Consider the following 20212-nt stretch of genomic DNA (forward strand, 5'->3'; position numbering starts at 1 on the left):
CCCCCGCGCCCCGGCGCCCCCCGCGCGGGGGGCGCCGGGGCGCGGGGGTGTGCGCGGTGGGGCGGGTGGCTACAGGCCCGCGGCCTTGCGCAGGGCGTCCACGCGGTCCGTGCGCTCCCAGGTGAAGTCCGCGTCCTCCCGGCCGAAGTGGCCGTAGGCGGCGGTCTGGGCGTAGATCGGCCGCAGCAGGTCCAGGTCGCGGATGATCGCGGCCGGGCGCAGGTCGAAGACCTCGGCGATGGCCTGCTCGATCCGCTCCGGGTCCACGGTGGCCGTGCCGAAGGTCTCGACGAAGAGGCCGACCGGCTCCGCCTTGCCGATGGCGTAGGCGACCTGCACCTCGCAGCGCGTGGCCAGGCCCGCGGCCACGACGTTCTTGGCGACCCAGCGCATCGCGTACGCGGCCGAGCGGTCGACCTTGGAGGGGTCCTTGCCGGAGAAGGCGCCGCCGCCGTGGCGGGCCATGCCGCCGTAGGTGTCGATGATGATCTTGCGGCCGGTCAGTCCGGCGTCGCCCATCGGGCCGCCGATCTCGAAGCGGCCGGTCGGGTTGACCAGCAGCCGGTAGCCCTCGGTGTCGATCTTGATGCCGTCCGCCACCAGCGAGGCGAGCACCGGCTCGACGACGAACTCGCGGATGTCGGGAGCGAGCAGCGAGTCCAGGTCGATGTCCGAGGCGTGCTGCGAGGAGACGACGACGGTGTCCAGCCGGACGGCCTTGTCGCCGTTGTACTCGATGGTGACCTGGGTCTTGCCGTCGGGCCGCAGGTAGGGGATGGTGCCGTTCTTGCGGACCTCGGTGAGCCGCCGGGAGAGCCGGTGCGCCAGGTGGACGGGCAGCGGCATCAGCTCGGGGGTCTCGTCGCAGGCGTAGCCGAACATCAGGCCCTGGTCGCCCGCACCCTGCCGGTCCAGCTCGTCCTCGTCGCCCTCCACCCGGTTCTCGTACGCCGTGTCGACGCCCTGGGCGATGTCCGGGGACTGGGAGCCGATGGACACCGAGACGCCGCAGGAGGCGCCGTCGAAGCCCTTCTTGGAGGAGTCGTAGCCGATCTCGAGGATCTTGTTGCGCACGAGGGTCGCGATGTCCGCGTAGCCCGTGGTGGTCACCTCGCCGGCCACGTGGACCTGGCCGGTGGTGATCAGGGTCTCGACCGCGACGCGGGAGGTGGGGTCCTCCTTCAGCAGGGCGTCGAGGATCGTGTCGCTGATCTGGTCGGCGATCTTGTCGGGGTGACCTTCGGTCACGGACTCCGAGGTGAAAAGACGGCGGGACACATCGCTCCCTGGGTTGCAGCGGCTGCTGGCTAGACAAGGTCGGACAGTCTGCCAGACGCGGCGGCGCCGCGCCCGGTTCGGGTCCGTAGTGAAGTTTATCGGGCGTCCTCGGCGGGCGGGCAACCCGTCTCGCCCTGTGGTCAGCCCGTGACCTGGGACGTCATCTGTACGACAGCCTGCGGACAGCCGGGCATGACGGAGTGTCGCCGCCTCCGGACGCAGCGCGAGGATCAGTCCAGGCGGGCGGTGACGAGGTCCCAGACGGTGTCGGCGAGGGCTTCCTTGGGCCCGTACGGCACCGGGTGCTCCGAGCCGTCGGCGCCCAGCACGACCGCCTCGTTCTGCGCGGAGCCGAAGGTCTTGTCCTCCCCCACCTCGTTGACGACCAGGAGGTCGCAGCCCTTGCGGGCGAGCTTCGCGCGGCCGTTGGCGAGCACGTCGTCGGTCTCGGCGGCGAAGCCGACCACGAGCTGCCCGGGCCGCGCCCGCTCGGCGGAGACCTCGGCGAGGATGTCGGGGTTGCGGACCAGGGCGACGGCGTCGGGCTCCCGGCCGTCCCGCTTCTTGATCTTCCCGGTGGCATACACGGCCGGCCGGAAGTCGGCGACGGCCGCCGCCATCACCACCACGTCCGCCTCCCCGGCGGCCTTCAGGACGGCCTCGCGCAGCTGGACGGCGGTCTGCACGCGCACCACGTCCGCTCCGGCGGGGTCGGGCAGCGCGGTGTTGGCGGCGATCAGCGTCACCCGGGCGCCCCGGGCCACGGCCGTGCGGGCCAGGGCGTAGCCCTGCAGTCCGGTGGAGCGGTTGCCGAGGTAGCGCACGGGGTCGAGCGGCTCGCGCGTACCCCCGGCGCTGATCACGATCCGGCGTCCCGCGAGATCGGGGACGAGCCCTTCGGGCCCGCGCGCCAGCACCCGCCGGCAGACCTCGAAGATCTCCTCCGGGTCGGGCAGCCGCCCCTTGCCGGTGTCGGCGCCGGTGAGGCGGCCGACGGCCGGCTCGATCACCACAGCGCCGCGCTCGCGCAGGGTGGCCACGTTGGCCCGGGTGGCCGGGTGCTCCCACATCTCGGTGTGCATGGCGGGGGCGAGGACGACCGGGGCGCGGGCGGTGAGCAGCGTGTTGGTGAGGAGGTCGTCGGCCAGCCCGTGGGCGGCCCTGGCCAGCAGGTCGGCGGTGGCGGGCGCGACGACGACCAGGTCGGCCTCCTGGCCGATGCGCACGTGCGGGACCTGGTGGACGTCGTGCCAGACCTCGGTGGCGGCGGGTTGGCCGGAGAGCGCGGACCAGGTGGCCTCGCCGACGAAGTGGAGCGAGGCGGCGGTGGGCACGACGCGGACCTCGTGCCCGGACTCGGTCAGCCGCCGCAGCAGCTCACACGCCTTGTACGCCGCGATGCCGCCGCTCACGCCGAGCACGACCCTGGGCTTGGCCATGGCTCTCCCCTCGAGATTCGCTGTCGCCCCCCATCACACACCACGGCGCGCGGGGGCGCAGGAGGGGGGTGAGGGTCGGCGCTGCGCGCCGCTCGGTCCGTAGAAGCGCGAGGGAAAGCACCGCGGAACGCAAAACGGGCCGCAGCGCGGCGTGTGCCGCGTGCAGCCCGATCCACCGGGGCCCGCAAGGGGTCCCTACGGCGCGTCCGTCTTCTCCGCCGTCAGCAGGCCGGCGTTGATCTCGCGCAGCGCGATCGACAGCGGCTTCTCGTGGACGTGGGTGTCGACCAGCGGGCCGACGTACTCCAGCAGGCCCTCGCCGAGCTGCGAGTAGTACGCGTTGATCTGCCGCGCACGCTTGGCCGCGTAGATCACGAGGCTGTACTTGGAGTCCGTGGCCTCGAGCAGCTCATCGATCGGCGGATTGATGATGCCCTCGGGCGCGGTCATGGGAGAGGACAACTCTCAGGCCTTCCGCTAAATGAAAAAATCTACGAAACCTTCATCAAGGCTAGCAGCTCGCCCGCAACGTCCTCGACGGAGGTGTTGACCAGGGTGGTGTCGAACTCCGACTCCGACGCCAGCTCCACCTTGGCGGCGTCGAGCCGCTGGGCGATCACCTCGGGCGGCTCCGTGCCCCGGCCGGTCAGCCGGCGGACCAGCTCCTCCCAGCTCGGCGGGGCGAGGAAGACGAGCTGGGCCTCCGGCATCGACGAGCGGACCAGCCGAGCGCCCTGCAGGTCGATCTCCAGCAGGACGGGCTCGCCGGCCTCCAGCCGGTCCAGCACGGCCTTGCGGGGCGTGCCGTAGCGGTTCCCGGAGAACTCCGCCCACTCCAGCAGCTCGCCGTCGGCGACCAGCCGGTCGAACTCCTCGTCGGAGACGAAGAAGTAGTGGACGCCGTTTCGCTCACCGGGCCGCGGCTTGCGGGTGGTGGCCGAGACGGAGAGCCATACCTCGGGGTGGACTGTGCGCATATGAGCGACGACCGTGCTCTTGCCGACCCCGGAGGGGCCGGAGAGCACGGTCAGACGCGGACGTTCTGTCATGCAGCGATTATCCAGCTTCCCGGAAGTGCCCGGGAACCTCGGAAGCCGTCATGCGTCCCGCAGGGGGACGCCGGGGCCTCAGGTGGTCGCGCCGAACTCGCGCTCGAGGGATGCGATCTGGTTGGAGCCCAGACCGCGCACACGCCGGCTCTCGGAGATACCGAGCCGCTCCATGATCTGCTTGGCGCGGACCTTGCCCACGCCGGGAAGGGACTCGAGCAGGGCGGAGACCTTCATCTTGCCGATGACCTCGTTCTCCTGGCCCTGCTTGATCACCTCCTGCAGGGAGGCGCCGGAGTGCTTGAGCCGATTCTTGACCTCGGCGCGCTCCCGGCGTGCCGCTGCGGCCTTCTCGAGCGCGGCTGCGCGCTGTTCAGGGGTAAGGGGCGGAAGAGCCACGCCTTCGTCACCTCGGATGTCGAACTTGTCGGATAGGGGCTGTACTGCTGGCACTGCTTGTACTGCTGGCACTGCTGGCACTGCTGGCACTGCTACGTGCTCCAACCCCCCGCACCTGCGGGGGAGTCGATAACGCGCAGGTACACGCGCTATGCCAACGGAGACTAGCGGCCGAGTCCGCCCCAGTCAGCGAGAACAGACTAAAAGTCCTGGTCAGACTGAAGTTGCGCGAGAATGCATACGGTTTTCAGCCATTTTGTCCGACTACGGTGCGTACCTCGTCGGCCAGTAGTTCGGCGGCCCGGCGCAATGCCGCGACGTCCGGTCCGTGGCGCAGTACACTCCGGCTCGCGCTCGGCACCACGTTGCGCAGTGCCCGGCCGAAGAGGGCCGGGAGGTCCGCGGGGGTGGCGCCCTGGGCGCCGATGCCGGGGGCCAGCAGGGGTCCGTTGACCATCAGGTCCGCCCCGGGGTCGGCGAGCGTGGCGCCGACGACCGCGCCGACGGAGCCCAGGGGCGCCGCTCCCGCGTTCTCGGCGGCGATGTGGGCGAGCATGGCCTGGCCGACCGTGGCGCCGTTCGCTGCCACGGCGCGCTGCACCTCGCCGCCCTCGGGGTTGGAGGTGAGGGTGACGACGAAGATGCCGCTGCCGCTCACGTGCGCGGCCTCCAGCGCCGGGCGCAGCGACTCGTAGCCGAGGTACGGGGTGACGGTCAGGGCGTCGGAGAAGAGCGGGGAGTCCTTGGCCAGGAAGGCGGCGGCGTAGCCGCCCATGGTGGAGCCGATGTCGCCGCGTTTGGCGTCCATCAGCACCAGGGCCCCCGCGGCGCGGGCGGCGGCGGCGGCCTTCTCCAGGACGGCCACCCCGCGCGAGCCGAAGCGCTCGAAGAACGCGGACTGCGGCTTGAGGACGGCCGTGCGGTCGGCGAGCGCCTCGACGACGGTCATGGCGAAGCGCTCCAGGCCCGCCACATCGTCGTTCAGGCCCCAGGAGGCCAGGAGCGCGGCGTGCGGGTCGATGCCCACGCAGAGCGGGCCGCGGGTGTCCATGGCGGTGCGCAGGCGGGCGCCGAAGGGCTCGGTCAGGGGGTCTGCCAGGGGCGTTGCCAGGGGATCCGTCATGCGCTCGGGGCCTTCCTCAGGTCGGCGCCGACGGCGTCGGCGAGGGTGTCGTACGGGCTGGCGGCGAGCAGGGCGGCCAGCCCGCGGTGGATCGCGCGGGGCCACAGCGGGCCCTCGTAGACGAAGGCGCTGTAGCCCTGGACGAGCGTGGCGCCGGCGAGGATGCGCTGCCAGGCGTCCTCGGCGGTCTCGATGCCGCCGACGCCGACCAGGACGGTGCGCTCGCCCACGCGGGCGTACAGGCGGCGCAGGACGTCCAGGGAGCGCTGCTTGAGGGGGGCGCCGGAGAGGCCGCCGGCGCCGAGGGAGGCGACGTGCGCGGGGTCGGTGCGCAGGCCGTCGCGGGAGATGGTGGTGTTGGTGGCGATGATGCCGTCCAGCCCCAGCTCCAGGGCCAGGTCGGCCACCGCGTCCACGTCCTCGTCGGCGAGGTCGGGGGCGATCTTGACCAGCAGGGGTACGCGCGCGGTGGTCGTGCGGTCGGCGGCCTCGCGGACGGCTGTCAGCAGCGGGCGCAGCACCTCGACGGCCTGCAGGTCGCGCAGGCCGGGGGTGTTCGGGGAGGAGACGTTGACGACGAGGTAGTCGGCGTAGGCGGCCAGGCGCTCGGTGGAGGTGACGTAGTCCGCGACCGCCTCCGGTTCGGGGACGGCCTTGGTCTTGCCGATGTTGACGCCGACGACGGCGTTCGGCCGGTACGGGACGCGGGAGCCGTGTGCGCGGCGGGCCAGGCGGGCGGCGACGGCGGCGGAGCCGTCGTTGTTGAAGCCCATCCGGTTGACCAGGGCCCGGTCGGCGGGGAGGCGGAAGAGGCGGGGGCGCTCGTTGCCGGGCTGGGGCCGGGCGGTGACGGTGCCGATCTCGACGAAGTCGAAGCCGAGCACGGCCAGTCCGTCGATGCCGACGGCGTTCTTGTCGAAGCCGGCCGCGAGCCCGAAGGGGCCGGGCAGGTCCAGCCCCAGCGTCTTGACGCGCAGGGAGGGGTGCGGGGGCGCGGCGACGGCGCGCAGGGCCGAGCGCGCGCCGGGGGTGGCAGCGGCGGCGCGGATGGCGTCGAAGGCGAGGTGGTGGGCCTTCTCGGGGTCCATCCGCTTGAAGACGGTGTTGAACAGGGCGGAGTACATGGCGGCCTTCGGTAGTGAGCCCCGCCGGTCTCGGACCGGCGGGGCTCGTGCTGCTGCTTACTGGCTGGGCTGCTGGCCGTCGCGGCCTGCGACGAGATGGCGGGCGTGCTCCTGGAGGGAGCGCACCCCCACGTCGCCGCGGGAGAGCGCCTCGATGCCCTGGACGGCGGCGGCGAGCGCCTGGACCGTGGTCAGGCAGGGGACGCCGCGGGCGACGGCGGCGGTGCGGATCTCGTAGCCGTCGAGCCGGCCGCCCGTGCCGAAGGGGGTGTTGACGATGAGGTCGACCTCGCCGTCGTGGATGAGCTGGACGATGGTCTTCTCGCCGTTGGGCCCCTCCCCCTCGGACTGCTTGCGCACCACGCGGGCGTTGATGCCGTTGCGCTTGAGGACCTCGGCGGTGCCGGAGGTGGCCAGCAGCTCGAAGCCGTGGGCGACCAGCTCGCGGGCCGGGAAGATCATCGAGCGCTTGTCGCGGTTGGCGACGGAGACGAAGGCCCGCCCCTTCAGCGGCAGCGCGCCGTACGCCCCGGCCTGCGACTTGGCGTACGCCGTGCCGAAGACGGAGTCGATGCCCATGACCTCGCCGGTGGAGCGCATCTCCGGGCCCAGCACGGTGTCCACCCCGCGGCCGTGGATGTCGCGGAAGCGCGACCAGGGCATCACGGCCTCCTTGACGGAGATCGGCGCGTCCATCGGCAGGGTGCCTCCGTCGCCGACGGCCGGGAGCATGCCCTCGGCGCGCAGCTCGGCGACGGTGGCGCCCAGGGAGATCCGGGCCGCGGCCTTGGCCAGCGGCACCGCGGTGGCCTTGGAGGTGAAGGGCACGGTACGGGAGGCGCGCGGGTTGGCCTCCAGTACGTAGAGGATGTCCCCGGCCAGCGCGAACTGGATGTTGATCAGCCCGCGCACCCCGACGCCGCGCGCAATGGCCTCCGTCGAGGCCCGCAGCCGCTTGATGTCGTGGCCGCCCAGGGTGATCGGGGGCAGCGCGCAGGCGGAGTCGCCGGAGTGGATGCCGGCCTCCTCGATGTGCTCCATCACGCCGCCGAGGTAGAGCTCCTCACCGTCGTAGAGGGCGTCGACGTCGATCTCGATGGCGTCGTCGAGGAAGCGGTCGATGAGCACCGGGTGGTCGGAGATGAGGCCGGCGTGCTTCTCGATGTACTCGCCCAGCGAGGGCTCGTCGTAGACGATCTGCATGCCCCGGCCGCCCAGGACGTACGAGGGGCGCACCATCACCGGGTAGCCGATGCCGCCGGCGATACGGGCGGCCTCCTCGAAGGAGAACGCGGTGCCGTACTTCGGCGCGGGCAGCCCCGCCTCGGTCAGCACGCGGCCGAAGGCGCCGCGGTCCTCGGCGGCGTGGATGGCCTCCGGGGGGGTGCCGACGACGGGCACCCCGTTGTCCTTGAGCGCCTGCGCCAGGCCCAGCGGGGTCTGGCCGCCGAGCTGGACGATGACGCCGGCGACCGGGCCGGCCTGCTGCTCGGCATGGACGATCTCCAGTACGTCCTCCAGGGTGAGCGGCTCGAAGTACAGCCGGTCGGAGGTGTCGTAGTCGGTGGAGACGGTCTCGGGGTTGCAGTTGACCATCACCGTCTCGTAGCCCGCCTCGCTGAGCGCGAAGGAGGCGTGGACGCAGGAGTAGTCGAACTCGATGCCCTGGCCGATGCGGTTGGGCCCGGAGCCCAGGATGATCACCGCGGGCTTCTCGCGCGGGGCGACCTCGTTCTCCTCGTCGTAGGAGGAGTAGAAGTACGGGGTCCGCGCGGCGAACTCGGCGGCGCAGGTGTCGACCGTCTTGTAGACGGGGCGGATGCCCAGGGCGTGGCGCACCTCGCGTACGACGTCCTCGCGCAGCCCGCGGATCTCGCCGATCTGGGCGTCGGAGAAGCCGTGGCGCTTGGCGTGCGCCAGCAGTGCGGGCGTCAGCTCGGGGGCGGCGGCCAGCTCCTGGGCGACCTCGTGGATCAGGAAGAGCTGGTCGACGAACCAGGGGTCGATCCGGGTGGCCTGGAAGACCTCCTCCTGGGTGGCGCCGGCACGGATGGCCGCCATCACCGTCTGCAGGCGCCCGTCGGTGGGCTGGACGGCCCGGGCCAGCAGCTCGGCCCGGTCGCCCGGCTCCCCGGTGAAGGAGAAGGGGGCGTCCTTCTTCTCCACGGAGCGCAGCGCCTTCTGCAGCGCCTCGGTGAAGTTGCGGCCCAGCGCCATGGCCTCGCCGACGGACTTCATCGTGGTGGTGAGGGTGGCGTCCGCGGAGGGGAACTTCTCGAAGGCGAAGCGGGGCACCTTCACCACGACGTAGTCGAGGCTCGGCTCGAAGGAGGCGGGGGTCTCCTCGGTGATGTCGTTGGGGATCTCGTCGAGGGTGTAGCCGACGGCCAGCTTGGCGGCGATCTTCGCGATCGGGAAGCCGGTGGCCTTGGAGGCCAGCGCGGAGGAGCGCGAGACGCGCGGGTTCATCTCGATGACGATGACCCGGCCGTCCTCGGGGTTGACGGCGAACTGGATGTTGCAGCCGCCGGTGTCCACGCCGACCTCGCGGATGACGGCGATGCCGATGTCGCGCAGGGTCTGGTACTCGCGGTCGGTGAGCGTCATCGACGGGGCGACGGTGATGGAGTCGCCGGTGTGCACGCCCATCGGGTCGAAGTTCTCGATGGAGCAGACGACCACGACGTTGTCGTGCTTGTCGCGCATCAGCTCCAGCTCGTACTCCTTCCAGCCGAGGATGGACTCCTCCAGGAGCACCTCGGTGGTGGGCGAGAGCGCGAGGCCCTGCCCGGCGATCCGGCGCAGCTCCTCCTCGTCGTGGGCGAAGCCGGAGCCGGCGCCGCCCATGGTGAAGGAGGGGCGCACGACGACCGGGTAGCCGCCGAGGGTCTCCACGCCCGCCAGGATCTCGTCCATGGTGTGGCAGACCACCGAGCGGGCGGACTCGCCGTGGCCGATGCGGGCGTTGACGGCCTCGACGACCTCCTTGAACAGCTCGCGGTCCTCGCCCTTGTTGATCGCCTCGACGTTGGCGCCGATCAGCTCCACGCCGTACTTCTCCAGCACGCCGTTGGCGTGCAGCGAGATGGCGGTGTTGAGCGCGGTCTGCCCGCCCAGGGTGGGCAGCAGGGCGTCGGGGCGCTCCCTGGCGATGATCTTCTCGACGAACTCGGGGGTGATCGGCTCGACGTAGGTCGCGTCGGCGATCTCCGGGTCGGTCATGATCGTGGCCGGGTTGGAGTTGACCAGGATGACGCGCAGGCCCTCGGCCCGCAGGACGCGGCAGGCCTGGGTGCCGGAGTAGTCGAACTCGGCGGCCTGGCCGATGACGATCGGGCCGGAGCCGATGACCAGGACGGACTGGATGTCGGTGCGCTTAGGCACGCTGGCCCTCCATGAGGTCGGGGCGGTGCTGGTCGGTGTCGCGCATGAGCTCGACGAAGCGGTCGAAGAGGTACGCGGCGTCGTGCGGACCCGCGGCGGCCTCCGGGTGGTACTGGACGGAGAAGGCCGGCCGGTCGAGCAGGCGCAGTCCCTCCACCACGTCGTCGTTGAGGCAGACGTGGGTGACCTCGGCGGGCCCGTAGGGCGTCTCGGCGGTGCCGTCCAGCGGTGCGTCGACGGCGAAGCCGTGGTTGTGGGCGGTGACCTCGACCTTGCCGGTGGTGCGGTCCTGGACGGGCTGGTTGATGCCGCGGTGGCCGTACTTCAGCTTGTACGTGCCGAAGCCCAGCGCCCGTCCGAAGAGCTGGTTGCCGAAGCAGATCCCGAACAGCGGGGTGCCGCGCTCCAGTACGCCCTTGACGACGGTGAGGTCGGCGGTGGCGGGGTCGCCGGGGCCGTTGGAGAGGAACACGCCGTCGGGGTCGACGGCGTAGACGTCCTCCAGGGTGGCGGTGGCGGGCAGCACGTGCACCTCGATGCCGCGCTCGGCCATCCGCTGCGGGGTCATGCCCTTGATGCCCAGGTCCAGGGCGGCGACGGTGAAGCGCTTCTCCCCGACGGCGGGGACGACGTAGGGCTCGGCGGTGGCGACCTCGGCGGAGAGGTCGGCGCCGCTCATCTCGGGGGCCTGGCGGACCCGGGCGAGCAGGGTGCCCTCCTCGGCCAGCGCGTTGCCGGAGAAGATCCCGGCGCGCATGGCGCCGCGCTCGCGCAGGTGGCGGGTGAGCGCGCGGGTGTCGACGCCGCTGATGCCCACGACGCCCTGGGCGGCCAGCTCCTCGTCCAGCGGGCGGCGGGCGCGCCAGTTGGAGGGGACGCGGGCGGGGTCGCGTACGACGTAGCCGGCGACCCAGATGCGGGCGGACTCGGGGTCCTCGTCGTTGACGCCGGTGTTGCCGATGTGCGGGGCGGTCATCACGACCACCTGGCGGTGGTACGAGGGGTCGGTGAGCGTCTCCTGGTAGCCGGTCATGCCGGTGTTGAAGACGGCTTCGCCGAAGGTCTCCCCCACCGCTCCGTAGGCCTGGCCGCGGAAGGTGCGGCCGTCCTCCAGGACGAGGACCGCGGGGGCGGTCCTGGGGTCGGTGCCCCGGGCCGGAAGCGTGGTCATCGCGTGCCCTCCGTGGTGGTGTGCCCGTTCGTGTCGGACGGGGTGTTCAGGGCGGCGAGCCACTGGGTGTGCTCGGCCGCGTGGTCGGAGCGGAAGCCGGAGTCGTACTCCCTGCCGCCGTGCTCCCAGGTGATCACCAGCAGGCCGTCCTCGGTGAGGACCTTGCCGGCGATGCCCTTGTCGAGGCGGGCGCCGCGCAGCCGGTCGGCGGGGACGAAGAAGTCCGTCGCCCCGGGCCGTATGACCGCCAGGCCGCCCTCGGTGAGGGTCAGCTCGGCGCGCGAGCGGGCGCCCAGGCCGTGGGCGACGACGCGGTCCAGCCAGTGCCCGGCGGTGGTGGTGCCGTGGTAGCGGCCGGTCATGGTGAGCCGCGGCTGCGCGTGTGCCGCGGGGATCGCCTCCAGCGGCGGCAGGTGCGACTGCAGGGTGCGGCGCCAGGTCCAGCCCTGGCGCATCAGCCAGTAGCACAGGGCGACGAACAGCAGCAGTCCCACGACCCAGCCGATCCGCTCGCCGAGGTGGGTCACCGGCTGGGACTTGGGCTCGGCGGCCAGCAGCAGGGCGCCGGGGGGCAGGTGCGTCACGCCAGCTCTCCGTCCACGACGGTCGCGGCGCCCCGCAGGAAGGTGTGGGTGACGCGGCCCGGCAGCTCCCGGCCCTCGTAGGGCGTGTTGCGGCTGCGGGAGGCGAAGGCGGCGGGGTCCACCAAGGCGCGGTGGGCGGGGTCGACCAGGGTGAGGTTGGCGGGCTCGCCGGCGGCGATCGGCCGGCCGTGCCCCGCCAGGCGCCCGATGGCCGCCGGGGTGGCGGACATCCGCTCGGCGACGCCCGCCCAGTCCAGCAGGCCGGTGTCGACCATGGTCTGCTGGACGACGGAGAGCGCGGTCTCCAGGCCGACCATGCCCATGGCGGCGGCGGCCCACTCGCAGTCCTTGTCCTCGTGCGGGTGCGGGGCGTGATCGGTGGCCACACAGTCGATGGTGCCGTCCGCGAGCGCTTCGCGCAGCGCCATGACGTCCGCCTCGGTACGCAGCGGCGGGTTGACCTTGTAGACGGGGTCGTACGAGCGGACCGTCTCCTCGGTGAGGAGCAGGTGGTGCGGGGTGACCTCGGCGGTCACCGGCCAGCCCTTGGACTTCGCCCAGCGGACGATCTCCACCGAGCCGGCGGTGGACAGGTGGCAGATGTGCAGCCGCGAGCCGACGTGCGCGGCGAGCAGCACGTCGCGGGCGATGATCGACTCCTCCGCCACGGCCGGCCAGCCGCCCAGGCCCAGCTCGGCGGAGACGACGCCCTCGTTCATCTGGGCGCCCTCGGTCAGCCGCGGCTCCTGGGCGTGCTGGGCGACGAGGCCGTCGAAGGCCTTCACGTACTCCAGCGCCCGGCGCATGATCACGGCGTCGTCGACGCACTTGCCGTCGTCGGAGAAGACCGTCACGTGCGCGGCGGAGTCGTGCATGGCGCCCAGCTCGGCGAGCTGCTTTCCCTCCAGGCCGACGGTGACGGCGCCGATGGGCTGCACGTCGCAGTAGCCGGACTCGCGCCCCAGCCGCCAGACCTGCTCCACCACGCCGGCGGTGTCGGCGACGGGGAAGGTGTTGGCCATGGCGTGCACGGCGGTGTAGCCGCCCTTGGCGGCGGCGCGGGTGCCGGTCAGGACGGTCTCGGAGTCCTCGCGGCCGGGCTCGCGCAGGTGGGTGTGGAGGTCCACCAGGCCGGGCAGCAGGACCAGCCCCGCGGCCTCGATCACCGTGGCGCCCTCGGGGGCGGTGAGGCCGGTGCCGACGGCCTCGATGCTCTCGTCGTCGATCAGCACGTCCTGCGGCTCTCCGCCCAGGACCTTCGCACCGCGGATCAGGGTCTTGCTCATTCTTACTCGTTCTCCTTGCTGGCGGTACGGGTCACGGCTGGGGGGCGGCGTCGGCGTCGGGGAGGACGGCGCCGCCGAGCAGCAGGTACATCACGGCCATCCGGACCGAGACGCCGTTGGCGACCTGCTCGACGATGGTGGATCGGTGGGAGTCGGCGACCTCGGCGGAGATCTCCATGCCGCGGTTCATCGGGCCGGGGTGCATGACGATGGCGTGCTCGGGCATCCGCGCCATCCGGTCGCCGTCCAGGCCGTAGCGGCGGGAGTACTCGCGCTCGGTGGGGAAGAACGCGGCGTTCATCCGCTCGCGCTGCACGCGCAGCATCATCACCGCGTCGGACTTGGGGACGGCGGCGTCGAGGTCGTAGGAGACCTCGCAGGGCCAGCTCTCCACCCCGATGGGCAGCAGCGTGGGCGGCGCGACCAGGGTCACCTGGGCGCCCAGGGTGTGCAGCAGGCGGACGTTGGAGCGGGCGACGCGGCTGTGCAGCACGTCGCCGACGAGCGTGATGCGGCGTCCCTCCAGGTCGCGGCCCGTGCCGTCGCCGGGGCCGCGGTGGTGGGTAGGACCGCCGCCGGGGGCGCCGGCGAGGTGGCGGCGCATGGTGAAGGCGTCCAGCAGGGCCTGGGTGGGGTGCTCGTGGGTGCCGTCGCCGGCGTTGATGACGCTGCCGTCGAGCCAGCCGGAGCCGGCCAGGCGGTGCGGGGCGCCGGAGGCGTGGTGGCGTACGACGACCGCGTCCGCGCCCATCGCCTGCAGGGTCAGGGCGGTGTCCTTGAGGGACTCGCCCTTGGAGACGGAGGAGCCCTTGGCGGAGAAGTTGATGACGTCCGCGGAGAGGCGCTTGGCGGCGGCCTCGAAGGAGATGCGGGTGCGGGTGGAGTCCTCGAAGAAGAGGTTGACCACGGTGCGGCCGCGCAGGGTCGGCAGCTTCTTGATGGGGCGGTCGGCCAGGCGGGCCATCTCCTCGGCGGTGTCGAGGATGCGCAGGGCGTCGTCGCGGCTGAGGTCGGCGGTCGAGATCAGATGGCGCTTCATCCGGGTGTTCACTCCCGTTTCACGGCGGTTGCGGGGTGTGGTGCTTCTGCCGTGTTCGTGGTGGTGGCTGACGTGGCGGCGGGCATGCGGGGGCGCCGGCCCGGAGCGGGTCCGGGTCGGGCGGGGGGCTACTGCCCGCCGGCCGGGGCGGTTGCCTTCTCGCCGAGCAGGACGGCGTCGCGGCCGTCCTCCTCGGTGAGCAGGACCTTGACCGTCTCCCGCAGCGAGGTGGGGAGGTTCTTGCCGACGTAGTCGGCGCGGATGGGCAGCTCGCGGTGGCCGCGGTCGACGAGGACGGCGAGCTGGACGGCGCGGGGCCGGCCGATGTCGCCGAGGGCGTCGAGGGCGGCGCGGATGGTGCGGCCGGAGAAGAGCACGTCGTCGACGAGGACGACGAGGCGCCCGTCGACACCGGCGGCGGGGATGTCCGTGTGGCCGAGCGTGCGGGCGGGGCCCAGGCGCAGGTCGTCGCGGTACATCGTGATGTCGAGGGAGCCCACCGCCTGCTTGCGGCCGGTGATGTCCTGGAGCTTGTCCGCCAGCCGCCGGGCGAGGAAGACGCCGCGGGTGGGGATGCCGAGAAGCACCACGTCGTCGGCGCCCTTGGCGCGTTCGACGATCTCGTGGGCGATGCGGGTGAGCACCCGCTGGATGTCCGGGGCCTCCAGGACGGGCCTGGGGGGCGCCGGGGTCGTGCCGTGCTGCGAGTCCATAAGAAACGGACCTCCTTCCCAGCCTCACGGGACTGGTGTTAAAGGACGTCGGGTCCCCACCACGGTAGCAGCGCCTGCGAGGGCCCTGCCAATCGGTCCGCAACCGGTCCGCGACCGGCCCTCCGAGGGGTCCGCGGCGCAGGTCGGGAGGGGGGTGGGCGGGGGTCGGCGGATCTCGGCTTGACGGGTCCACGTTACGCTGCGTAACCTCACAGTGAGTTACGGAGCCACGGGCGGCTGAGCCGCCTGTGGGAACAGCGTCCGGGGAGTTCTATGTCCAGCGAATACGCTAAGCAGCTCGGGGCGAAGCTCCGTGCGATCCGCACGCAGCAGGGTCTCTCCCTCCACGGTGTGGAGGAGAAGTCGCAGGGCCGCTGGAAGGCGGTCGTGGTCGGTTCCTACGAGCGCGGGGACCGCGCCGTCACCGTGCAGCGGCTCGCCGAGCTCGCGGACTTCTACGGCGTGCCGGTGCAGGAGCTGCTGCCGGGCACGCAGCCGGGCGGTGCGGCCGAGCCCCCGCCGAAGCTGGTGCTGGACCTGGAGCGCCTCGCGCACGTCCCCGCCGACAAGGCCGGCCCGCTGCAGCGCTACGCCGCCACGATCCAGTCGCAGCGCGGTGACTACAACGGCAAGGTCCTCTCCATCCGCCAGGACGACCTGCGCACGCTGGCCGTCATCTACGACCAGTCGCCGTCGGTGCTCACCGAGCAGCTGATCGGCTGGGGCGTGCTGGACGCGGACGCGCGCCGCGCGGTGCACACCGAGGACGTGTAGCGCCCGCCGACCCAGGCAGGCACCACCGCCCGGCGCCGGATCCCCCACACGGGGGCCGGCGGCCGGGCGGCGGTGCGTTCGGGAGGAAGACGACCGGGCGGTGCCCCCCTTTACGCAAAGGGGGGCACCGCCCGGTCGGTCCGGCGTCTGCCCGGCTATTCCGCGTCGCGGCGCAGCTGGGGCTTGAGGGTCTTCAGCCGGCCGAGGAGGCCGTTGACGAAGGACGGGGAGTCGTCGGTCGAGAACTCCTTGGCCAGCTGCACGGCCTCGTCCATGACGACCGCGTCCGGAGTCTCGTCCTCCCACAGCAGCTCGTAGGCGCCGAGCCGGAGGATGTTGCGGTCGACGACCGGCATCCGGTCGAGCGTCCAGCTCGTCGCGTACTGCGAGATCAGCGAGTCGATCCGCTCGGCGCGCGGGCTGTAGCCCTCGACCAGTTGCATCGTGTACTCGCTCACCGGCGGCTGGCGGGTGTCGCTGCGCGCGTGCCGGATCCAGTCCGCAAGCACTGTCTCCACGGACACACCGCGCTGGTCTGCCTCGAAGAGGATCTGGAAGGCGCGCTTGCGGGCCTTGTTGCGAGCAGCCACGGTTAGCTGTTCACCCGGCCGAGGTAGTCGCCGGAACGGGTGTCGACCTTGATCTTCTCGCCGGTGGTGATGAAGAGCGGCACCTGGATCTGGTAGCCGGTCTCCAGCGTCGCCGGCTTGGTACCGCCGGTGGAGCGGTCACCCTGCAGACCCGGCTCGGTCTCGGCGATGACCAGCTCGACGGAGGTGGGCAGTTCGACGTAGAGCGGGGACCCCTCGTACATGGCGACGACGGCGTCGAAGCCCTCCAGGAGGAAGTTGGCCGCGTCGCTCACGGTGTCGGGGGTGATGTAGATCTGGTCGTACGTCTCCATGTCCATGAACACGAAGTCGTTGCCGTCCTTGTACGAGTACTGCATGCCGCGCTTGTCGACATTGGCCGTCTCGACCTTGGTGCCGGCGTTGAACGTCTTGTCGACGATCTTTCCGGAGAGCACGTTCTTCAGCTTCGTACGGACGAACGCGGGGCCCTTGCCGGGCTTGACGTGCTGGAACTCGACAACGGACCAGAGCTGGCCCCCGTCGAGCTTGAGCACCATGCCGTTCTTGAGGTCGTTCGTGGTGGCCACGGTGGCGGAATCTCCTGCACTGCTGCTTCGGACGGCCTGGGGGGCTCTCGCCGCTAGAGGGCGAGCAACTCCTTGGTCGTGATGGTGAGTAGCTCTGGACCGCCGTCCGCCGCGGGGCGGACGACGAGCGTGTCATCGATCCGGACGCCGCCCCGGCCCGGGAGATGGACCCCCGGTTCGACGGTGACCGGCACGCAAGCGTCCAGTTTACCCATGGCCGCGGGGGCCAGCTTCGGGTCCTCGTCGATTTCGAGTCCCACGCCGTGTCCGGTCCACGGCGCGAGGTCGTCGCCGTACCCGGCGGCGGTGAGGATCTGCCGGGCGGCGCGGTCGACGTCGCGGTACTCGGCGCCGGGGGTGAGGGCCTCGCGGCCGGCGCGCTGAGCGGCGAAGACCAGGTCGTAGAGCTCGATCTGCCAGGTGTCGGGCACGCTGCCGATGACGAAGGTGCGGCCGATCTCGCAGCGGTAGCCCCGGTAGCGGGCACCGAGTCCGATGCTGAGGAAGTCGCCCTCCTCGACCCGCCGGTCGGTGGGTACGTGTCCGGCGCGCCCGGAGTTGGGGCCGGTGCCCACGGAGGTGGGGAAGGCCGGGCCCTCGGCGCCGTGGTCGACCAGGCGGCGCTCCAGCTCCAGGGCGAGGTGGCGTTCGGTGCGGCCGACGAGGATCGACTCCAGCAGCTCCCCGAGCGCCTGGTCGGCGATCTCGGCGGCGATCCGCAGGCAGGAGATCTCCTCGTCGTCCTTCACCAGCCGCTGCTGCTCCACCGCGCGGCCGAGGTCGGCCAGGCGCAGGGCGGGGGCGGCGCTGCCCAGGGCGCGGTGGCGGGCGACGGTGAGGTGGTGCTCCTCGACGGCGAGGGCCTGCGCGCGGGCGGCTGCCGCGAGGGAGGCGGCGGCGACGGCGGGGTCGCCGCCGGGTACGGCGAGGGTGTGCACGCGCAGTTCCTCCGGCAGCCCGCCCTCGCCCCCGTCGGGTTCGCCGAGGTGGACGAGCACGTCCTCGCCGGGCCCGAGCAGCAGCACGGAGCCGGCGGGCGCGTACCCGGTGAGGTACCGGATGTTCGCGGGCCGGGACACCAGCACGGCGTCGCTTCCGGCGCCCGCGCAGTGGGCTCGCAGACGCGATCGGCGTACGGTGTGCGGCTCGGACGTGGAAGGAGCCATATGTGGAGCGTATGACTCCGCTCCGGTGCCCGCGCGGTGGGCGGGTGCGTCCGGGTGGGTGCGTCCTGGTGGGTCGGCGGCTGCCGGGCGGGGGCTACCAGGCGGGCGGGCTCGCGATCGCCCGCGACACCACCTCGTCCAGCATCCGCGCCGTCGTCGCCACGTCGTGGTGGGTGTTGTCCAGGATCGGCAGCCCCGAGCCGTACCAGCCGGCCATCCGCCCGTGGATACGGGCCACCTCCTCGTCCGCCAGTCTGCGCGTACCGCTGCGCAGGGCGTTGCGGGCCAGCACCGCCTCCAGGCCGGGGAGGAGGACCACCGGCAGCAGGCCGGGCCCCACGTGCCGCTTCCAGCCGCCGAGGCCGACGACGGGGCGGTCGGGGAAGACGGCGTCGTCCAGGACGCAGGAGATGCCGTTGGCAAGGTAGTTGCGCGCGGCGAAGCCGCAGGTGCGCCGAGCCAGCCGGTACTGCGCCTCGGAGCGGTCGGTCCACCCCGCGCGCGGGTCGGCGAAACCGGCGCGCACCCATTCGCGTACGTCGTCCAGGGAGATGTGCGCGGTGGGCGCCCGGCGGGTGTCCGCCCAGTACCGCGCGACGCTGGTCTTGCCGGCGCCCGCGGGGCCGATCAGCAGCACCGCCACGATCGGCGGCGGCGCCCCGTGCGGCTGCCGGATGAGCGGCAGCGGCGGCGGGGTGGGCACCGGCACGAGGGCGCCGGGCGGGAGCCGCAGCGCACCGGTGGTCTCCGCGCTCCCGGCCGGACGCTCCGGGGCCGGCCGTCCCGTCCCGTGGGGCGGCGTAGGAGTGTCCACTGTCCGCATCCGGCGCCCTTCTCGTCCCGTATCCGTGCCCGCCCGGCCGGTGGCTTCTCCCCGGCCTCTCCGAACCGTACCCAAACTGATTGCCGGTTGATGCACGCCCGGCGTCGACCGGGCGTGCCCCGGGGGGAGTTGGGCACCGGCAGCGTCTCAGCCGGCCGGCTCCTGCGCCAGTGCGCGCAGCGCCAGCAGGTAGGAGCCGATGCCGAAGCCCGCGATCGTACCCGTGGCGATCGCGGCGATCACCGAGGTGTGGCGGAAGGACTCGCGGGCGTACGGGTTGGAGATGTGCACCTCGATCAGCGGCGCCGTGCGCTGCGCCGCCGCGTCGCGCATGCCGTACGAGTAGTGCGTGAACGCGCCCGGGTTGACGACCACCGGGATCCGGCCGTCCGCCGCCTCGTGCAGCCAGCGGATCATCTCGCCCTCGTCGTTGGTCTCCCGGACCTCGACGTCCATCCCCAACTCCCCGCCCAGCGCGGTGCACTGCTCGACGAGGGCCGGGTAGGAGGTGGAGCCGTAGACGTCGGGCTCGCGCGAGCCCAGCCGGCCGAGGTTGGGGCCGTTGAGGACCAGGACCCTGCGCGGCTCGCTCACGCGGCGATCTCCGCGTGCGCGGCCAGCAGCATCGCCGGGTCGGGGGCCTCCAGCACGGTGGGCTTGGCGAGGCCGTCCAGGACGACGAAGCGCAGCCGGTCGCCGCGCGACTTCTTGTCGACCTTCATGTTCTCCAGCAGCTTGGGCCACTGGTCGCCCCGGTAGGCCACCGGCAGTCCGACCGACTCCAGCACCGCGCGGTGGCGGTCGGCCGTCGCGTCGTCCAACCGGCCGGCGATACGGCCCAGTTCGGCGGCGAAGACCATGCCGACCGAGACGGCCGCGCCGTGGCGCCACTCGTAGCGCTCGTTCTTCTCGATGGCGTGCGCGAGGGTGTGCCCGTAGTTGAGGATCTCGCGCGGCCCCGACTCCTTCAGGTCGCTGGAGACCACGTCGGCCTTGACCCGGATGGAGCGCTCGATCAGCTCGGCGGTGTGCGGTCCGTCGGGGCTGCGGGCGCCGGCGGGGTCGGACTCGATCAGGTCGAGGATGGCCGGGTCGGCGATGAAGCCGGCCTTGATGATCTCCGCGAGGCCGGAGACGTAGTCGTGCACGGGCAGCGAGGCCAGCGCGGCCAGGTCGCACAGCACGCCCGCCGGGGGGTGGAAGGCGCCGACGAGGTTCTTGCCCTCGGCGGTGTTGATGCCGGTCTTGCCGCCGACCGCCGCGTCCACCATGCCCAGCACCGTCGTCGGCACCGCGATCCAGCGCACGCCGCGCAGCCAGCTCGCGGCCACGAAGCCGGCCAGGTCGGTGGTCGCCCCGCCGCCGACGCCGACGATCACGTCGCTGCGGGTGAAGCCGGACTGCCCGAGGGCCTTCCAGCAGTACGCGGCCACCTCGGCGGTCTTCGCCTCCTCCGCGTTGGGCACCTGGACGGCGACGGCCTCGTACCCCTGGGCGGCGAGGTCCTCGCGCAGCACCTCGCCGGTCTCGGCGAGGGCCTCGGGGTGGATGACCGCCACCCGCTGGGCCTTCTCCCCGATGAGGGCGGGGAGTTCACCGAGCAGCTGGTGCCCGATCAGCACCTCGTACGCCTCGGTGCCGGGCGTCTCGGCGATCGCCACGCGAATGGTCTCGGGCGTCTGGGACTCGCTCATCTCCACC

General features: G+C 72.4%; 20 protein-coding genes. 1 reads left to right on the forward strand and 19 read right to left on the reverse strand.

The window, feature by feature from the left end; translation table 11 throughout:
* Positions 1–69 precede the first annotated feature (69 nt).
* From metK to pyrR, 13 genes are all read right to left on the reverse strand, one after another.
* Complete coding sequence (gene metK / locus ACFQLX_RS06120) at positions 70–1278, reverse strand: methionine adenosyltransferase (RefSeq protein WP_386412878.1); 1209 nt, start codon at positions 1276–1278, stop codon at positions 70–72.
* Between the two features lie 230 nt (positions 1279–1508).
* The gene (gene coaBC / locus ACFQLX_RS06125) at positions 1509–2717 is read right to left on the reverse strand and encodes a bifunctional phosphopantothenoylcysteine decarboxylase/phosphopantothenate--cysteine ligase CoaBC (RefSeq protein ID WP_386412880.1); all 1209 of its coding nucleotides are present in this window, start codon (positions 2715–2717) and stop codon (positions 1509–1511) included.
* 195 nt (positions 2718–2912) lie between these two features.
* Positions 2913–3179: a DNA-directed RNA polymerase subunit omega gene (gene rpoZ / locus ACFQLX_RS06130; protein WP_386412882.1), complete on the reverse strand. Its 267-nt coding sequence runs from the start codon at positions 3177–3179 to the stop codon at positions 2913–2915.
* Positions 3180–3208: 29 nt separating this feature from the next.
* Positions 3209–3766, reverse strand: coding sequence for a guanylate kinase (gene gmk / locus ACFQLX_RS06135; protein ID WP_386412883.1), 558 nt, complete (start codon positions 3764–3766; stop codon positions 3209–3211).
* 78 nt (positions 3767–3844) lie between these two features.
* Positions 3845–4165 (reverse strand): integration host factor, encoded by a 321-nt coding sequence (locus tag ACFQLX_RS06140; RefSeq protein WP_386412886.1) that lies wholly within the window; start codon positions 4163–4165, stop codon positions 3845–3847.
* 247 nt (positions 4166–4412) lie between these two features.
* The gene (gene pyrF / locus ACFQLX_RS06145; protein ID WP_386412888.1) at positions 4413–5288 is read right to left on the reverse strand and encodes an orotidine-5'-phosphate decarboxylase; all 876 of its coding nucleotides are present in this window, start codon (positions 5286–5288) and stop codon (positions 4413–4415) included.
* The gene (locus tag ACFQLX_RS06150) at positions 5285–6412 is read right to left on the reverse strand and encodes a quinone-dependent dihydroorotate dehydrogenase (RefSeq protein WP_386412890.1); all 1128 of its coding nucleotides are present in this window, start codon (positions 6410–6412) and stop codon (positions 5285–5287) included. The genes pyrF and ACFQLX_RS06150 overlap by 4 nt, the downstream gene beginning before the upstream one ends.
* A 57-nt stretch (positions 6413–6469) precedes the next feature.
* Positions 6470–9796: a carbamoyl-phosphate synthase large subunit gene (gene carB / locus ACFQLX_RS06155; RefSeq protein ID WP_386412891.1), complete on the reverse strand. Its 3327-nt coding sequence runs from the start codon at positions 9794–9796 to the stop codon at positions 6470–6472.
* On the reverse strand, positions 9789–10967 hold the full coding sequence (gene carA / locus ACFQLX_RS06160) for a glutamine-hydrolyzing carbamoyl-phosphate synthase small subunit (protein ID WP_386412893.1): 1179 nt from the start codon (positions 10965–10967) through the stop codon (positions 9789–9791). Before carA ends, carB begins: the two co-directional genes overlap by 8 nt.
* Positions 10964–11551 carry a PH-like domain-containing protein gene (locus tag ACFQLX_RS06165; protein ID WP_386412895.1) on the reverse strand — a complete coding sequence of 196 codons (588 nt, stop codon included), beginning with the start codon at positions 11549–11551 and terminating at the stop codon, positions 10964–10966. Before ACFQLX_RS06165 ends, carA begins: the two co-directional genes overlap by 4 nt.
* Complete coding sequence (locus tag ACFQLX_RS06170; protein ID WP_386412897.1) at positions 11548–12837, reverse strand: dihydroorotase; 1290 nt, start codon at positions 12835–12837, stop codon at positions 11548–11550. Before ACFQLX_RS06170 ends, ACFQLX_RS06165 begins: the two co-directional genes overlap by 4 nt.
* A gap of 31 nt (positions 12838–12868) precedes the next feature.
* Positions 12869–13876: an aspartate carbamoyltransferase catalytic subunit gene (locus ACFQLX_RS06175; protein WP_386412899.1), complete on the reverse strand. Its 1008-nt coding sequence runs from the start codon at positions 13874–13876 to the stop codon at positions 12869–12871.
* A 128-nt stretch (positions 13877–14004) separates the two neighbouring features.
* On the reverse strand, positions 14005–14589 hold the full coding sequence (gene pyrR / locus ACFQLX_RS06180; RefSeq protein WP_386412901.1) for a bifunctional pyr operon transcriptional regulator/uracil phosphoribosyltransferase PyrR: 585 nt from the start codon (positions 14587–14589) through the stop codon (positions 14005–14007).
* Positions 14590–14862: 273 nt separating this feature from the next.
* Here pyrR and bldD point away from each other — a divergent pair, with 273 nt between their 5' ends.
* Complete coding sequence (gene bldD, locus ACFQLX_RS06185) at positions 14863–15363, forward strand: transcriptional regulator BldD (RefSeq protein ID WP_386412903.1); 501 nt, start codon at positions 14863–14865, stop codon at positions 15361–15363.
* 155 nt (positions 15364–15518) lie between these two features.
* On the opposite strand, the gene nusB is transcribed toward bldD, so the two are convergent.
* The 6 genes from nusB to aroB form a co-directional block, all read right to left on the reverse strand.
* Positions 15519–15953: a transcription antitermination factor NusB gene (gene nusB, locus ACFQLX_RS06190; protein ID WP_386412905.1), complete on the reverse strand. Its 435-nt coding sequence runs from the start codon at positions 15951–15953 to the stop codon at positions 15519–15521.
* Between the two features lie 2 nt (positions 15954–15955).
* Entirely contained in the window at positions 15956–16522 is a 567-nt protein-coding gene (efp, locus tag ACFQLX_RS06195) for an elongation factor P (protein WP_386412907.1), read from the reverse strand.
* 53 nt (positions 16523–16575) lie between these two features.
* Complete coding sequence (locus tag ACFQLX_RS06200) at positions 16576–17688, reverse strand: aminopeptidase P family protein (RefSeq protein WP_386412909.1); 1113 nt, start codon at positions 17686–17688, stop codon at positions 16576–16578.
* Between the two features lie 94 nt (positions 17689–17782).
* The gene (locus ACFQLX_RS06205; protein ID WP_386412911.1) at positions 17783–18511 is read right to left on the reverse strand and encodes an AAA family ATPase; all 729 of its coding nucleotides are present in this window, start codon (positions 18509–18511) and stop codon (positions 17783–17785) included.
* 147 nt (positions 18512–18658) lie between these two features.
* Positions 18659–19105, reverse strand: coding sequence for a type II 3-dehydroquinate dehydratase (locus ACFQLX_RS06210; protein ID WP_386412913.1), 447 nt, complete (start codon positions 19103–19105; stop codon positions 18659–18661).
* Positions 19102–20205, reverse strand: coding sequence for a 3-dehydroquinate synthase (aroB, locus tag ACFQLX_RS06215; RefSeq protein ID WP_386412915.1), 1104 nt, complete (start codon positions 20203–20205; stop codon positions 19102–19104). The genes ACFQLX_RS06210 and aroB overlap by 4 nt, the downstream gene beginning before the upstream one ends.
* Positions 20206–20212: the final 7 nt, after the last annotated feature.

Origin of the sequence: Streptomyces polyrhachis (genome assembly GCF_042663125.1) — a bacterium.
Taxonomy (GTDB): domain Bacteria; phylum Actinomycetota; class Actinomycetes; order Streptomycetales; family Streptomycetaceae; genus Streptomyces; species Streptomyces polyrhachii.